Annotated in this window: 13 protein-coding genes; 1 reads left to right on the forward strand and 12 read right to left on the reverse strand. The window is 56.6% G+C overall.

From position 1 onward, the window contains the following. Positions 1–1,009: 1,009 nt before the first annotated feature. From AC1VNY_RS31125 to AC1VNY_RS31180, 12 genes are all read right to left on the reverse strand, one after another. Complete coding sequence (locus tag AC1VNY_RS31125; RefSeq protein ID WP_482408024.1) at positions 1,010–2,620, reverse strand: gamma-glutamyltransferase family protein; 1,611 nt, start codon at positions 2,618–2,620, stop codon at positions 1,010–1,012. Positions 2,621–2,683: 63 nt separating this feature from the next. Beyond that, the gene (locus AC1VNY_RS31130) at positions 2,684–3,364 is read right to left on the reverse strand and encodes a cysteine hydrolase family protein (RefSeq protein WP_482408025.1); all 681 of its coding nucleotides are present in this window, start codon (positions 3,362–3,364) and stop codon (positions 2,684–2,686) included. Positions 3,365–3,477: 113 nt separating this feature from the next. Further along, positions 3,478–5,127 (reverse strand): amidohydrolase, encoded by a 1,650-nt coding sequence (locus tag AC1VNY_RS31135; RefSeq protein ID WP_482408026.1) that lies wholly within the window; start codon positions 5,125–5,127, stop codon positions 3,478–3,480. A gap of 14 nt (positions 5,128–5,141) precedes the next feature. After that, positions 5,142–6,137: a CobW family GTP-binding protein gene (locus AC1VNY_RS31140; protein WP_482408027.1), complete on the reverse strand. Its 996-nt coding sequence runs from the start codon at positions 6,135–6,137 to the stop codon at positions 5,142–5,144. Next, complete coding sequence (locus tag AC1VNY_RS31145; protein ID WP_482408028.1) at positions 6,134–7,288, reverse strand: branched-chain amino acid ABC transporter permease; 1,155 nt, start codon at positions 7,286–7,288, stop codon at positions 6,134–6,136. The genes AC1VNY_RS31140 and AC1VNY_RS31145 overlap by 4 nt, the downstream gene beginning before the upstream one ends. After that, on the reverse strand, positions 7,285–8,268 hold the full coding sequence (locus tag AC1VNY_RS31150; protein WP_482408029.1) for a branched-chain amino acid ABC transporter permease: 984 nt from the start codon (positions 8,266–8,268) through the stop codon (positions 7,285–7,287). Before AC1VNY_RS31150 ends, AC1VNY_RS31145 begins: the two co-directional genes overlap by 4 nt. Next, the gene (locus AC1VNY_RS31155; RefSeq protein ID WP_482408030.1) at positions 8,265–8,990 is read right to left on the reverse strand and encodes an ABC transporter ATP-binding protein; all 726 of its coding nucleotides are present in this window, start codon (positions 8,988–8,990) and stop codon (positions 8,265–8,267) included. The genes AC1VNY_RS31150 and AC1VNY_RS31155 overlap by 4 nt, the downstream gene beginning before the upstream one ends. Further along, a complete protein-coding gene (locus tag AC1VNY_RS31160) occupies positions 8,987–9,793 on the reverse strand; it encodes an ABC transporter ATP-binding protein (protein WP_482408031.1) in 807 nt (268 codons plus the stop codon). Before AC1VNY_RS31160 ends, AC1VNY_RS31155 begins: the two co-directional genes overlap by 4 nt. Before the next feature lie 48 nt (positions 9,794–9,841). Beyond that, positions 9,842–11,017: a substrate-binding domain-containing protein gene (locus AC1VNY_RS31165; RefSeq protein WP_482408032.1), complete on the reverse strand. Its 1,176-nt coding sequence runs from the start codon at positions 11,015–11,017 to the stop codon at positions 9,842–9,844. Between the two features lie 444 nt (positions 11,018–11,461). Beyond that, a complete protein-coding gene (gene folD / locus AC1VNY_RS31170; protein WP_482408033.1) occupies positions 11,462–12,361 on the reverse strand; it encodes a bifunctional methylenetetrahydrofolate dehydrogenase/methenyltetrahydrofolate cyclohydrolase FolD in 900 nt (299 codons plus the stop codon). A 5-nt stretch (positions 12,362–12,366) separates the two neighbouring features. Then, entirely contained in the window at positions 12,367–13,299 is a 933-nt protein-coding gene (purU, locus tag AC1VNY_RS31175) for a formyltetrahydrofolate deformylase (protein WP_482408034.1), read from the reverse strand. Positions 13,300–13,313: 14 nt separating this feature from the next. Further along, positions 13,314–15,797 carry a GcvT family protein gene (locus AC1VNY_RS31180; RefSeq protein ID WP_482408035.1) on the reverse strand — a complete coding sequence of 828 codons (2,484 nt, stop codon included), beginning with the start codon at positions 15,795–15,797 and terminating at the stop codon, positions 13,314–13,316. Between the two features lie 239 nt (positions 15,798–16,036). Here AC1VNY_RS31180 and AC1VNY_RS31185 point away from each other — a divergent pair, with 239 nt between their 5' ends. Then, positions 16,037–16,657, forward strand: a complete 621-nt coding sequence (locus tag AC1VNY_RS31185) for a helix-turn-helix domain-containing protein (RefSeq protein ID WP_482408036.1) — start codon at positions 16,037–16,039, stop codon at positions 16,655–16,657. Positions 16,658–16,786: the final 129 nt, after the last annotated feature.

Below are 16,786 nucleotides of genomic sequence, written 5' to 3' on the forward strand. Positions count from 1 at the left end.
GAATGATTTCAACTGATTTGGCCGACATGATCATTCTTCCTTTTGCTTCCATGGGTGCATGGCGCACTCCGCGCCTGCGCCCCTGCCCGTCGGCGAGACCGGGGGTAGCAAGTGCCAGGGCGACCCGAGTGGAGGGGTATCGCCCGCCCGATGAGGGCCGCTTCGCAAGAAGCGGGTCTGCACAAGCGTGAGCCATGACGTCTGAAGTCGGCAAAGTTAAAAACAGCGCGGAAGACCGGGGAGACCGCTCGGGTCGGCGCCGGCGCCAGCCGGCGCTTCACCCTGGTGCGCGCGAGGGGCAGCTGCCCCTTAGATCTCAACCATGAAAATGGTGAGCAGCTCGGCGGAGAAAAGGCGCAAGGCAAGCGTGAGCAAATTGAGAACGCAGCCGACGACAGGGCGGTGATAGCGACGCGGGCATGCAATGCCCGCGGGCACCGAGGCGACTGCAGTTGCGAGACCGGTCAACAAGGCACCCGAGCGCGGGACAGTGACAGCGACGCCGGCATGAAATGACGGCGGGGCCCGCGGGCGAGTGCCTCCGGCGAGCAACACATTATATCTTGATATCTTGCGCGAGGGATCGCAGCCGGACGGCCGAGACGCTATGCGGCTCGGTTCGCAAGAGCCCGGTGCGGCCACCGCCGCACGCGCCCAAGCAAAAAAGCACGACGACCAAATTGGAGGAATCTGGACCTCATCGTGAGCCGTTGACTTCGCGACGTTGATTCACAGCACTGGGAAGCGCTTTTTAGTTCTTCTCCATCCGTCCTTGTGCCGTTCCGAGTCGCAAATTTTGACCATCAATCCGTTGTCCACTGCAAGCGCGCAACCTCCACAGTTCGCGGCCGCGTATTGGACTCCAGACCTCGAGCTCCTGCCGTCGTGAATCCCAGCCATGTGATAGGAGCCATTTCGATGCTGATGACGAGGCGATCTTCCAGGGCCGACAATTACCGGACGTTGGAAGCCAACTGCTTGAACCGTTCCTGCTCCAAGCCCCATGTGATCAGGCGGTAAGAGCCATACCGTCGGTCGCGGGGTCAGCGCCACCTTGTAGTCCATCTGCGGCGAATTTGATGCCGTGTACCCAAGCAAATGTGTGGCTCAGCGGCGAGCGTTCCGTTTGATATCCAAGCTCGATGAGTTTCGTTTCCGTCGAACGCGTAATTCGATTCGAGAGATCGATGACGTCACTCGTTCCCGAAAAGCGCGGTGACGAAACTGCCTCGAGCATCGACATTTCGAAGTCGAGGACGTTCAACGTCACCTGCAACACCCCCATTGCAATTTGAGTTGCGCCAGGAGCTCCGATGACCAAAAAGGGCATATCGTCTTTAAAGATGATGGAAGGGCAAATCGAAGAAAACCTCGCCTTGCCAGGCGCCAACGATCCTGCGCGGCCAGGCCTCGGATCGAATACTCCCATACAGCCGTTGTACATGAACCCTAAGCCGGGCGTGATCACACCAGACGGCATCCCCAGGGAATGCGTCATCGAAATGCAGTTTCCGTCCCCGTCACAGATCGAGACTTGAGTGGTGTCCCTGCTTGGCAAGCCCGCATTCAAGCGGGCGACTTGAATCTTCTTACCTTCCTTGATCGATCTGGCGATGTCTCCGCAATGCTGTCTAGATGTCAATCGCTCGGTGGGTACTTCGACGAAAGCAGGGTCGCCGATGAACGAGTCCTTGTCTCGCGTCGCGGCCTTCATCGCCTCAGCGACAACGCGAATGTATTCTACGCTGTTATGCCCAAGTGATCGCAGATCGAAATTCTCGAGCGCACCGAGCATTTCCAGTAGCATGATGCCGCCGCCCGGCGCTTGGTTAGTGGTTACCTTGAAACCGCGGTAGGTGCCCGACAATGGCTGGTTTAGCTTGATTTCGAAACCTTCCAGATCGCTCCGACGTAGGATGCCGTCATGAGCGCGCATATCAGCATCGATCGCGTCCGCGATTTCTCCCTTGTAGAAGACGTCCGCACCTTGCTTTGCGATTGTCCTAAGCACGTTGGCATAATCGCCATTTACGACGCGATCCCCGATGCGTTTCGGCGATCCGTCCGCCCTACAGTAGAGGGCCTTGGCATTAGGCGTGTAGGCGATCCGCTTGTCGTTTCCTACCCGTCCCATGGCGCCTTCCTGCGACCACCACGAGTAGACGTGCGGCCTGACGTCCCATCCCCCTTCTGCGTAGGCAATCGCAGGAGCAAACAGCTCCTTCCACGGTAGCTTTCCGAGATCGCGATGCGCGGCGGCATACGCTTTTAGCGAAGCCGGCACGCAGATCGATTGGTAGCCGATGTCGTTGACATTTCCCTTCAGAACAAAGCCGTAACCATCGCGGGCTTCGCCCTCGATCAGGGACTCCCACATGTTCGGCCGAACCGCCGCTGGTGCTGGAGAATGGAAGTCGTAGTAGGTGTGAACACCCTTCGTCGGGAAAAACGCGGCGAGGCTACCGAAACCAGCTATGCCGCACATCATTGGATCGACGACGGTCTGCACCAGGGCGACTGCGATCGCAGCGTCAATTGCGTTTCCTCCTGCCGCGAGGATGTCTCGTCCTGCTTCGGTTGCCTCAGGTTGAGGCGTAACCACCATACCCTGACGCTTCACAGAATTCTCCCTTGTAGCTTTTCGTGGCCTACCTGGCGCCGCCGGCGCGTTCGACTTCTGCCGTTATGCAGGCAAATCGTTGATCAACGGAAACTTCTCCAGTTGAGCCAAGACGTCCTTCAACGACGTCACCTCTGCCCAACCTACCCGCATCATCTCGATCGCAGGTTCGTGCAGATTTGGCAACGTCGTTCCCGTAGCTTCCTCCACGACGATAGGAAGAAAGTCGCGAAACATCGCGTCTTTTCCGGTGGCGGCGACGCACTGATTGGTGAGGACCCCGGTAATGATGACCGTATGCGCGTTGAGCCCTCGGAGGACGACTTCGAGGTTCGTGTTATAGAAAGCGCTGAGCCGCGTCTTCTCGATGAACCAGTCCGATTGAAGGGCCCCTAGCGGTTCGTAGACCTCGTACCCCCAGGTGTTCTGGCGTAGACCGCCGTCACGCAGGAAAGGGCGATGCTGCATGAAGGGCCCCCCGTCGGTTACCCCCTTTGTGCCGTGGCGCGTCCAAATAATCGGAACGCCACGACGCCTGCATTCCGCCGTGAGCTTCTGGATTGGCTGGATCGACCGACGCATATGACTGATATCGATACCGGACTTCGCGTAGTGCCCATCCTCGTGGAGAAAGTCATTCTGTGGATCGATGTGAACGATCACCGTTCGACCAACGATCAGATCAGTGTGGAGGGGCTCAAAAGGCTGAACTCCGTTATAGGCCGCTAGCTGGCTATTCGACATATGTCAGATACCTCTCATATGGATGGTAAGGTCATGATCGGGTTGCTCGAGAGCTCAATGAGGCGCCGCCCGCCTGAACCGTCGTACCAGGCGGGCTTGACGCGTACGGTCGATCAAACGGTCTCCATTCGCCTGACGTATTCGTCCGTGTCGTGGCCTGCGACGATCGTCTTCAAGATGCCGATGTTCAAGATATGGCCAGGATCGCAAGTGACGGGATCCTGGTCGAGAACGACGAAATCGGCATACTTCCCGACCGCGATGCTGCCGATGCGGTCTTCCATCTGCAACTGGTGCGCTGCATCAATGGTGATCGCCTTCAATGCCTCGTCCATCGAGACGCGTTGATCTGCACCGAGCACCGCGCCTTTTCGTGTGCGGCGATTGACCGCAACGTCGAGGCAAATCAGCGCATCCGGCCAGGTCATTGGTGAGTCGCAATGGTAGGAGACACGCATCCCTTTCCGAGTGGCCGAACCGGACGGCACGAACCGGTTAGCCCGCTCTTCGCCGAGCAAGAAGTCCCGCAGCGCTTCGCCCCAATAGTGGATGTAGGGAAGAAAGAAGGAGCACACGACACCAAGGCGAATTGCCCGGTCGATCTGATCCTCCCGCATGATGCCACAATGCTCGATACGGAGTGGGCCCGACACCTTATCCGCCCCGATCTCATCTAGGGCTTTCTCGTACACATTGAGAGCCATATCGATGGATTTATCGCCGTGGGCGTGGACCGACATTTGCCATCCCTCACCTACATACTTCCGGACGAGATTGTACGCCTTCTCCTCCGAAAGGTTGGGGTGACCGGTGCTATTCTCGGGCAGTCCCATTCCCTTGAGAGTCATCTGGTTATTGAGGTAGGGGGTCGTAGTCCATACGTTTCCCAGAAGCACCGATCCGTCTAGATGAAGCTTAGTGCCGATCATTCGAAAATCATCATCTCCGAACTGAAGCGGCACCGTTACTTCACCCCCGAGGTGCTTCGATTCGTACCCGACGATACGCAGCGGATTTTGCCGCGATTTAATCGCCGCTTGCAGCATGCGAGCGCTGCCGGGCTCGACCATGATTTCCGAGGTAGTGGTGTAACCGGCCTTTACGAACTTCTGGACCCACTCCTCGAAACTACGCCTGGTTCTCTCCTCACCACAGAGCTCGTAGAATTTGTTGCAAAGCTGCCAAGCAGCCGTTTCGGCGAATTTCCACGGGAGTCCGTCCTTTCCCAACACATACTTTCCGCCGAGAGGCGGTTCATAGCCTTTCGTAATTCCAAAGACCGCCAGAGCCTTGGTGTTGACGAATACCCCGTGGAAATTGATGGTTTGCACGATGACCGCGTTGTTGGGGGCGATCTCGTCAAGAAGTTCGCGCGAGGGCTCCTCCATCCCTTCGTGCAACTGAGGATCGAGACCTAGGAACCACAAGATCTCGTCCGGCTTGGCCTTAGCTACCCGACGGCGCATCTTTGCCAGTACCGCCGCGAAGGTCGGTTCATGAACCGTCCTGATATCAACAACTGGATCTCCCCAGGCCATGGCGCTCATAAGCGGATGGCTGTGCGCTTCCACAAACCCCGGAAGCATCGCCTTACCTCTGAGATCGACATGCTCGGTAGACGAGCCAACGAGAGACTCGACCTCCTTCTTCGCCCCAAAAGCCACGATTCTTCCTTCTCGGACCGCGACGGCTTCGACGAGCGGTTTCTCCGGATTCATCGTCCGAATAGTCCCTCCAAAGAACATCCTATCGGCCATCCTCATCATCAACCTCCCTTTCATTCGCAAACCGGCGCTCGCCGGGGACGCCGCCGGCGCCCCATGAGCGAAACATTGGCGGATCCGGCACAATTCTCCAGCGCCGCACACAGAGCTTCACGGTCCAACTCGCCCCGACGGGCGATAAAAACGATCTGGCTATCCCGATTGCCACGGTCGGACACGATTTCTATGGACGAACGCTTGCCGACGAGTTGGAAGACCGCCTTCCTTGAAGGCTCTCCCTCTTTCGTCCGTACGTTCAAGATGCCCTTACCGCGCAGTACTTTTGGAGGTAGCGCCTTGACCAATTTTTCGAAGTCGGCCAGTTCGATAGTTCTTTGCCACGTGTAAGCGACGCTCTCGTACATTTCGTGATGTTCGACTCGCGTCAGTTCGTCACTACCGAACGTCTCCGTCCGCGCCCGGTGGGTCCCAAAAAGAACCGCCGGAGATATTTGTGCCTTCACAACATCGATGATCTTCATGCTTTGCTGCGCGTCCTGCAGAACCTGTCTCACTTCATTGAGGGCATCGAGTGACACGAGATCGCCCTTGTTGAGCAGTACAAGATCGGCAGTCGCGGCTTGATCGATAGCTAACTCGGTACTCCGAAAATCAAGATCCATAAAACTGGATGCGTCAATCAGACAAAAGATGCCGTCGATTTCAAAGAGGTCGGAGACCGGTGGGCTGCCGAATACTTTCAGGACACCTGCAGGATGAGCGATGCCGCTACACTCGAGGACGACGCGAGTGAAGCGTTCTGATGTCCTGCTGACTGCGACGAGCCCCGAGGCCAGATCGTCCTGGATCGAACAACATACACAACCGTTTGTGAGCTCGATCTGGTTTCTGGTCTGTACGCTGACCAATTCCTGATCGATATTTATCGCACCGAAATCATTCACGAGAACAGCGAGCCGTTCCGATCCCGGGTTGCGCAGCAGATGATTGAGAAGCGTCGTTTTACCTGCGCCGAGAAATCCCGACAAAACGGTTGCTGGAAGCGTCATCGGACGCGCTCCATCAGGCGTCCGATTGCGCTTCGTTGATCTGACCGTTCCGGCCTTCGGACTTGGCTCCGCCGTCGGGATTTTTCGCGGAGGACGCCAACGATGCCGGTCGGAAAGTAGTAAACCGCCAGGATAAACAGCAAGCCGAGCCAAAGCATCCATCGATCTGGTGACAGGATTTGGCTTAAGCCCGGGATTCCTTCAACAGCCTGCGCGGTGACCTTGAGGAGGTCGCGAAGATACCCTTGCGCCACCAGGAAAACGGCAGCTCCAACGATGCTTCCGTAGATCGTGCCGACGCCACCAATGATCACGATCATCAGGATGTCGAGCATAATTTCAAATGACAGCGCGGCGTCGGGTCCCGCATAGCGGAGCCAGAGAGAAAGGAGAACACCCGCCAAACAAGCAAATACAGCTGCAATCACGCTCGACATCGTGCGGAACACAACGACGTGATAGCCGATCGCCTCCGCTCGAAATTCATTATCCCTGATCGCGAGGAGAACTCGACCGAAGGGCGAGTTTACAATGCGCAGGAGCGCAAGGATGAGTAGAGCGCTTGCGGCGAATATCAGGTAATAACAGATGATCTTGCCGTCCAACATGAGGCCGAGCAAGCTGGTATCCGAGAGCCGAAAACTCGGCATCAAGACCGGAGGCAGGCGGAATATGATGCCGTCCTCTCCCCCAGTGAGGTTCGAGAGCTGCGTCGCCAGCGTCTGGGCCGCCGCCGAAAGAGCGAGCGTGATCATAGAGAAGAATATCGCGCGCACCCTCAATGAGAAGAGACCAATTACCAGCGCGAGAACGATGGATATGACGAGCGCCGCGGCCGTTCCAAGACCGACAGCGCTCCAGTTTGGGCCCATCCTAACAATAGCGATACCGACGCCGTATGCTCCTATTCCAAAGAACAGCGTATGAGCAAAGCTGACGATACCCGTATATCCGAGCAGGAGGTCGAAGCTCGCGGCAAGCACCGCAAAAATCAGGATCTTGACGCAGATGCTGATTGCCTTCGCGCCTGTCAAAACAAACGGTGCAAATAGGAGAACGAGTACGATTGCGATCAGCACTGCGGCGAGAAGCCAGCTGCCGGGACGATCGCGCGATATGACCCGCGTCCAATTCCCTGAAGACGACATCATCGGGCGCTCGCCGGAAAGAGCCCATTAGGACGCCAAAGTAGAATAGCTGTCATGATCAGGATGTTGGAAAACAATGCCACCTTTGGTTCGATAAAGCTCGCGTAGTTGGCGGTAATGCCTACGAGCATAGCACCGAGGAGCGCTCCTCCTGTCGATCCCAGACCGCCAATAATGATGACAATGAAAACAAGAACGTTCATCTGGCTTCCGATTTGGGGAACGAGTGTTTGCTGGTAGAGCCCCCACATGACGCCACCGAGGCCGGCAAGAGTGCACCCGGTTACAAACGTGGCCACGAAAAGACGCCTCACCCCATATCCAAGCGCCTCCACCATCTCGCGATCATGAACGCCGGCGCGGATGAGCAAACCAGTCTTGGTGTAGGAGAATAGAAAATACTGCAATGCAAAGACGGCCATCCCGACGAGAAACGCAAAGGCTCGGTATCGCTCAATCGCAACGTCAGCGATCACGAACGAGCCGGTCAGAAACGGAGGCAGGGTCACACTAACTTGCTCGACGCCCCAGACGACCTTGATAAGCTCCTCTCCGACGATCAGTCCACCTGTGGTGACCAGGATCTGCATCAGATGGTCACCATAGGCGGGCTTAACCAAGAGACGCTCGAAAACGATCCCGGCGGCCCCTGCGCCTACAATCGCGGCCGCTATCGCAAGTACTAGAACCAGCACATTGTCGGCTATATCCGGCGAAACAACGTAACCACTCATGGCGGCAAATATGCTCGCGGAAAGGTAGGCTCCCAAAGTGATGAAAACGCCTTGACCGAAGTTGAGTACATCCATCAAGCCGAAGACCACGGTCATTCCGGAAGCAATCGTGAAGATAATCATCCCCATCGCCAGCCCTGCGATTGTGAGAGTGAACCACGTGGTTGAATCACCGACGGCAAAGAAGGCCATTCCCATAAGGGCCGGAAGCAATAGCAGAGCGGAGAGGTCGTAACGACTAGGCATCATATCGTTAGTCCGAGGTGGGCCTTGAGAATGTCGCCGCGCGCAAAGCAATCGCCTGCCGGGCTTGTGTGGACGACCTTTCCATCGTCTATGATGACTGCGTCGTCTCCGACCTCCCGCGCCAAATGCAGATTTTGTTCGACGAGCAGGATCGTGGCTCCGCTCTTCTTCAGCTGGATCATGGCGTCGGCCATGTTGTTGATGATTGCCGGCGCCAGGCCTTTGCTCGGCTCATCGATCAGGAGAAGTTCGCGAGGCTCAACGATCGCCCGAGCCATTGCGACCATCTGTTTCTGGCCTCCTGACAGCTTTCCTGCGGGTCTATCCCAAAATTTGTGAACCGCAGGGAAAAGCCTGAAGATCCAATCGAGCCGAGCTTGATCGATATCCGCGACCCGCCTCGCTTTACGTGCGGCCAGAAGCATATTCTGCTTGACGCTCAGGTCTGGAAAAATGCCCATATTCTCGGGGACATAGGCGATCCCCTGTCGCGAAATTTCTGACGTGGAGGAGCCAACGAGATCCTTTTCGCCGAACGCGATTCGTCCTGCAGACGCGGGCCACAAGCCCATAATTGTACGCAATGTTGTCGTCTTACCGGCGCCGTTGCGTCCGAGAAGCAGAGTTATCTTGTTGCGTTGCGCCTGGAACGTCACTCCTTGCAGAATGTGATATAGGCCAATTTGTGTATGGACATCGTCCAACCTTAGCAAAGCCTCGGTCACGCTACGCCTCGCGCCGAACGGGTCGAAGTCCCCAAATAGGCCTCTTGGACGATTGCAGACTCGACGACCTCGGCTGGCCTGCCGTCAGCGACGAGTTCGCCATTGTGAAGCACAATGATGCGATCGGCCAAATCACGGACGACGTCCATCTTATGCTCGACCAGCAGGATGGTCTTGTGTGTATGGCTTTTTAGCTTCCGAATGAGATCGAGTACTACCGGTACCTCGTCGGCGCTCATCCCGGCTGTCGGCTCATCGAACATGTAAACCTGCGGGTCCATCGCGATGAGCATGGCAACCTCCAATTTTCGTTGATCGCCGTGCGAAAGACTGGCGACGGGATCATGGAGGTGCGCCAGCATCGATACGGACGCCAAGATTCTCTCGGCGCTCTCGATCAGGTATCTTGCATCGCTCCAGATACTCCAGAAATTGAGCCCCCGACGATGGCGTCCGGACTGCAACGACTGGAGAACGAGCCTGACATTCTCAAGCACGCTTAACCGAGGGAACAGATTGGTAAGCTGAAAAGCTCGCCCTAACCCCAGTTTGGCGCGCTGGGCAGCTGACGCCCTTGTTATGTCCTCGGAACCAAGCCATACGCGCCCTTCTGACGCCGGAATCTGACCCGAGATGAGATTGAAGTACGTTGTCTTGCCAGCGCCGTTCGGCCCAACGATCGCGGTGAGCACTCCTCCGTCGAAGGAAGAGCTCACCGCGTTCACGGCGCGGTGCCCCCCGAAAGAAACGCCCAAATCGACGGTTCTCAGGATTGATGGCCTCTGCGGTTCTGAATGGTCCATTTCTGCATCTAGCTTGTCGACGGAATGGAAAGCCGTAATTGTGACGAACTACTTGCTCGGCAGCCGTGAGTTGAGCTCTTCGCCATGGAACGTTTTGATCAACTTTGGCACGGCCCACTCGACGTTCGGTTCGGTGTCGTACGTCACGCCATAGAAGTCATGCAGCGCCTGATGGTTCTCTTTCCTTATTGTCAGCCGACCTGTCGAACCGCCGAATGACATCCCCTCGAATGCTGCGATCATTTTTTCCGGGTCTGGGCTCCCGGCTTTCGTCAAAGCGTTCACGATGGCGAGGCCGGCGTCAAATGCCAACGCTTGGCCGCTGTCGGGAGGTGCGCCGTACCGCTTCTTGTGCTCGGCAACCAACCATTCGTTTTCAGGATTCTTGACAATGTCGTAGTAGTACATCAGCGCGCTCGTCAGGTTCGGAACCCCCTTGAATGCTCCCATTCCAGGAAGAGGAGTTCCTGGAGTAGAAAGCTCAATTCCGTAGCGGGCCGGATCCATTGCATTGAGCTTCCCGATCGGCGTCGTCCCGATCCAGTTCACCCATAGCTTCTTTTTGCCTGGCCGATCCTTGAGTGCGTTGAACAAGCGTTGGGCAACACCGGTGAAATCGGTGGTGTTGATGGGAAGGTATTCTTCACCGACTATCTTTGCGCCGGCCTTCTGCGCGGTAGCCTTGAAGACCTGGACGCTCTCGCGGCCAAACGCATAGTCTTGAGCGAGGACAGCGATCGAGGTGTCTTTGTCGGCAATAAGCAAGGCTGAGGCGACCGCCTCCTGACCGACGGTACGGCCGGTACGGACGACGTATCTGTTCCACTTATCTCCAGTGATGCTGTCCGCTCCGGCGACATCCACCACCAACGGTCTTTTCAGTTCTTCCGCGACAGGCATCATGGCAAGCGTTGTCGCCGATGATGTGCTTCCCATAACGATGTCCGCCTTATCGTCCTGGATTGCTTCTTCGATAAGCGCGCGTGCGCGATCCGGCTTTAATTGGTCATCCTTTTGAATGACGATAATCTTGCGCCCATTGACCTGCATCGTCCCTTTGGTCGCGTACTCAAGACCGAGTTGCAGCCCGATCTGCGCTTGCTTCGCGTAGACCTCGAACGCACCTGTTGTGCTGGTTATCAGAGCAAGTTTGAAGTCGTCCGCATGTCCCGGCGAAGATGCTGCGGACGAGAAGGACGCTGCAGCAGCGAACACAAAGGCCACCGACCGCAATCCCCTGAAACACCGACCTTGACTGACCCAATTCATCGATCCCTCCCCATTTGCCTCTCCACGAGCTAAGCGGCGGGTCAAAATTTTGTCAACATGAAAATATGGACAGTTTTTTCACGGTGACTGCTATTTTGTCGCGCACATCGAACAACGGCGCATCGCCAGCCCTCGAGACTGTGGCGTTAGGCATGCGGGCTTAGACCGTCTCCCCGCCGTCCAGGAGAGGTTGACCCGACATCCGCGACACTGCTGCCGCTCACCGGCGTTCCTTTAGATTAGCGGCAACAACGCTCGGATCGTTTGCGATCGGAGAGCCGAGCTCCACGACCTAAATCCTTCCGAAATATCCCATTGCCCGGGGGCTCCCGCGATCCCGACCAACCGGCGCTGACTGGAGGATAGATTGCGCACGCGTAACGATAGGGCCGCCCTCGCTTATAACGGCGCGGTGACGCGGCGCCTGCGGCAAGCCGCCTCAACGGTGTTTCTCAACAGGCAGGCGATAGTCATGGGACCGACGCCTCCCGGCACCGGGGTTAACGCGGCCGCGACCTTGCACGCGCCATCGAAATCGACGTCTCCTATCAACGTGTTTTTTCCGTCGATCTCTTCGCGGTTGATGCCGACGTCGATGACTACCGCACCGGGCTTAATCCAATCGGCTTGAATCAGCCTGGCTCTTCCGACCGCTGCCACCAAGATATCGGCGTTTCGACAAACTTGGTCTAGGCGTTGTGTTTTGGAGTGGGCCATCGTCACCGTGACGTCGTCGCGCAACAGCAGCTGCGCAAGCGGCTTGCCAACAATGTTCGAACGCCCAACGATCACAGCTGAGAGGCCCTTCAAGTTGCTTCGAATGCTTTTGATGAGGAGCATGCAGCCCAAGGGAGTACACGGTACTGGCGCCGGTTGACCAAGCGATAGCTTCCCGGCATTGACCGGATGGAATCCATCCACATCTTTGACCGGATCTATCGCACCGGTGATCTTTTCCGCATTGATGTGCGGCGGCAGGGGTAGTTGAACTAGGATACCGTCGACGTCATCGGCCGCATTCAGGCGTCCGATAAGTGCAAGCAGATCGCTTTCACTCGTGCTCGCCGGGAGTTCGTGATGAAACGAACGAAGTCCGATTTCGACTGACTGCCGCACCTTGTTGCGGACGTAAACCGCGCTTGCGGGATCAGTGCCGACGAAAACGACGGCAAGTCCCGGTGTTACGCCGCGCTCAGTGAGATTGGCCACCACATTGCGCAGTTCGGCATGAATTTTCTTGGCTTCTGCCGCTCCGTCTATGAGCCGGGCATCGCGCGACCTCGTCGTGAATGCATTCATCTCATTCACCTGAATACTACCGTTCTGTCGCCATTCCTCAAAACGCGATGTTCCGTGTGGAACTTGACAGCTCTTGCGAGCACGGCCGCTTCCACATCTCTCCCTGTCGCGGAAAGATCTTCTGGCGTCAACGAGTGGTCGACGCGCATCACGTCTTGCTCGATGATTGGACCCTCATCCAGGTCCGCCGTTACGTAGTGAGCAGTGGCTCCAATCAGTTTGACGCCGCGCGAGTGGGCTTGATGATATGGACGAGCGCCCTTGAAACTCGGAAGAAATGAGTGGTGGATGTTGATGATGCGGCCGGCCATTTTCCGACAAAGACCGTCAGACAGTACCTGCATGTAACGGGCGAGAACGACAAGATCGATGCGCTCTTGATCCACGAGTTCAAGCAGCTTCGTCTCCTGAGCCATTTTTGTCTCGGGCGAAATTGGCAAGTAGTGGAAGGGAATATCGTAAGATGCCGCTAGTCGATAATGGTCGCGGTGGTTCGACACGATGAGGGGGATCTCGGCGTTAAGTGCGCCCGTACCGTACCGAAACAGAAGGTCGTTCAGGCAGTGACCGGCTTTCGAGACCATGATCAGCAATCGAGGCTTTGTCTTGCAGTCATACAAGTTCCAGCTCATTGCGAATGGTTCGCCCACACCCGAGAATTCTCGATGCAGCGTCGCGAACGCTACGCCTGGAGCGTCGAACGACAGGCGCATGAATAGCCATCCGACGCTCTGGTCCGAGAATTGGGCGCTATCCAAGATGTTGCAGCCGAAATTGGCAAGTATTCCCGAAACCGCATGAACTATGCCGGTTCGGTCAGGGCAGGAAAACGTCAAGATGAAATCGGGGCACTTAATTGGCCGAGCGACATCCGCGAGCGATGGTATCCCTTTGGCAGCGTGACCAGCTTGCGCCTCTTTAACGGCCGTCTCGCTCATTGTTGAAGCTTCTTTCACGAGGCAGCCGTTGCGACCGGATCAGTCTCCAAGACGTCTCTGACTCGCTTGTTCGCGGGATCGTAGAAGGGACGCAATGCTGCTCGGGCCGGCACCCGCTCTCCGGCTATCTCAATCTCGATCTTTGCAGATTCTAGATACGCTGCATCGATGGCGCCTCCATCGCTTTCCACGTAACCCAGACCGAGGCATGTTCCGATAGTGTGCCCGTACATGGCCGATGTCACGCGCCCGGCAAGCCGACCGTCAACCCAGATCGGCTCGTTGTGGTAGAGCAGCGGATCCGGGTCATGAAGGGCGACTTGAATCATTCGACGCTTCAACCCGGCATTCTTTTGACGCAACAATGCTTCTTGACCGATGAAGCCGTCCGGCTTTGACCAGGAAACCGCGAAGCCTAGACCGGCCTCGAGCGGCGTGTCTTCATCAGTGATGTCGTGGCCCCAGTGGCGATAGCCCTTCTCCATTCTGAGCGAGTTCATCGCATGGTAACCGGCGAGCGTCATGCCCAAGGATTTGCCCTCGTCCACAAGCGAATCGAATACGCCTTGGATGAACTCCGTCGGAACGTAAAGCTCCCAGCCCAATTCGCCTACGTAGGTGATGCGGCTCGCACGCACCTTCGCATAGCCGAGGTCAACGATCTGCGACGTGGCGAAGGGGAACGCTTTATTGGACAGATCAGAGCTCGTCAGCTTGCCAAGCAGCTTTCGGGAGTTCGGCCCCATTACGCCTAGCACGCCATAGGCGGATGTCACATCGACCGCAATCGCGCGAGCCCCCTCCGGAATATGCCGAGTTAACCAAGCAAAATCCCGTACCTGGGTTGCGGCTGCGGTCACGATAAGAAAGCGAGTACGGCTCTCCTTGGTGATCGTCAGATCCGCCTCGATCCCCCCTCTTTCATTCAGCCATTGAGTATAAACAATTCGCCCGATCGGCACCGAAACGTTGTTCGCGGAGATTCGATTGAGAATTGTCTCGGCATCCTCCCCCTCCAGGATAAATTTCGCGAAAGAAGACTGGTCAAATAGGCCGACGCTCTCTCTAACGGCGCGATGCTCTTCAGCGGAATAGTCGAACCAATTTTGTCGGCCGTAGCTGTAGTCGTATTTCGCCGCTTTACCTTCCGGCGCGTACCAATTCGGCCGCTCCCAGCCGGCAACCTCTCCAAAGCACGCGCCGCGGGCGAGCAATCGATCGTGAAGCGCGGAACGCCGAACTCCCCTGGCCGTTTCCGGTTGCCGAAACGGCCAATGCATCGCGTAAAGAAGCCCCAGTGACTCGACTGTGCGATCCTTCAAATACCGCTTGTTCGATTGGAACGGCATCACACGACGAATGTCCACGTCCCACAAGTCCATGGGAGGGTGCCCGTCCACGATCCAATCCGCCAGCACCTTACCGGCGCCTCCAGCCGATCTGATGCCGATGGAATTGAAACCCGCGGCGACGAACAGATTCCGGACCTCGGGGGTCTCCCCCAGCATGTACCGATCATCGGGCGTAAAGCTCTCGGGGCCATTAAAAAACAGCTGGATTCCCGCCTTGCCAAGAATCGGCACTCGGCGGATTGCAGCCTCAAGCAAGGGCTCGATGTGCTCGAGATCGTTCGGAAGCGTATCGAACTCGAAGCTTTCGGAGATTCCGGCCATTCCCCACGGCTTTGCAACTGGCTCGAACCAGCCGACCAAAAGCTTTCCTGCGTCCTCCTTGAAATAAGTGTAGGCGTCACCATCACGGAGCACCGGAAGGTGCTTTTTGATTTCCGGTAACGGCTCCGTGACGATGTAGAAGTGTTCAGCGGCATGCAGGGGCACAACTGTGCCGGCAGCCGCACCGAGATCGCGCGCCCACATTCCAGCGCAGTTGACAACGAACTCGGATTTGATCTCCGCGTCCTTCGTTCGAACGCCGACGGCGCGCCCACCCTCGACGATGATTTCGGTCACGGCCGTATTTTCGAATAGTTTCGCGCCGCGCGCCCTCGCGCCCTTCGCCAGGGCTTGAGTGGTATCTACGGGGTTGGTTTGCCCATCCTTCGGCAGATGGACTGCACCGACGAGATCGTCGATATCCATCAGCGGCCACAAGTCGCCGGCTTCTTTCGCGGTCAGAACATCGACTTGCAATCCAAAGCAACGAGCCATGGAGGCGCCTCGCCGCAACTCCTCGAATCGCGGCTGATTGTTCGCAATGGCGAGCGAGCCAATCCTTCGATATCCCGTATTCTGTCCGGTCTCGCGTTCGAGCTCGGCGTAAAGCTCGGTCGTATATTGAGCTAACCGCGTAAGATTGTGCGTGGCACCGAGTTGGCCAACAAGACCTGCGGCATGCCAAGTCGTCCCCGATGTAAGCTGCTTTCGCTCGAACAGCACGACGTCTCTGAAACCGCGAAGTGTTAGATGATAAGCGAGGCTGCACCCCATGATTCCGCCGCCAATGATGACGACTTGGGCTGACATTGGAATTTTCGTCACGCTCTAACCTCCGAGCATCCTTCCGTGAAATATTTTCATATTTTTTCATCATTGTGAATTTCTTTTTTGCGATCAGCTGATATTTTTTGAAAACTGCGCCCATTGGAGAAGTGAGGGCTTTTTTGCGTGACCGACGAAGTACCGCTCCTTAAAGTCATAAGTTATGGAACCGCCGATGCTCGTCTCGGATTCGAGGGGCTTGGCGGGCTATCTCTTTGATTGGAAGGTCGAATAGTTCGATGGCTGTTAGATCGATACGCACGGCTGATGAGTGGGTAAACTCAGGATCGGCATCGGAAGCGGATGCAGAAGCGGCCGTCGGCGGGCAAATCCGTGAACTCCGTAAGATCAAGAAGCTCACGTTGACTCAACTGGCTCAGAGTGCGGGAATTTCCGTCGGATATCTCAGTCAGATCGAGAGAAACCAATCAAATCTACCAATCGGCGTCTTGAAGAAGCTAAGTGATGTGCTTGGCGTGCACATGAACTGGTTTTTTAACGGCAACATGAACGCCAACCCAGACGAACGCGACGTGGTCGTTCGAAAGGGAAACCGGCGACGACTGACTTTCACGGGTCTTGGGATTGCCGAAGAGCTTTTGTCGCCTAATCTCGCAGGCCCTCTTGAGCTCCTGTTGAGCACGATCGAGCCCGGCGCCGACAGCGGCGAATATAGCCACGATGGCAATGAGGCTGGGATTCTGATTGCGGGTCGATTGGACCTTTGGGTAGACGGAAAGCATTTCCAGCTTGAGGAAGGCGACAGCTTTTCATTCAAGAGCAGCTCGCAGCATCGCTGCGCAAACCCTGGAAAAGTCCCGGCCAAAGTTGTCTGGGTAATTACTCCTCCACACTACTGACAACGACGTTCAATCACGCTCATCGGTGTATGCCGTCACGGGTTAGAACGCGCCGCGGCTGTTCAAGTCGCAGTCTGCACCAATCGCGGCCATCCTCGGCAGATCAATCCCTTACCACCCGGCGATCAG

It is taken from the genome of Bradyrhizobium ferriligni (genome assembly GCF_056837965.1).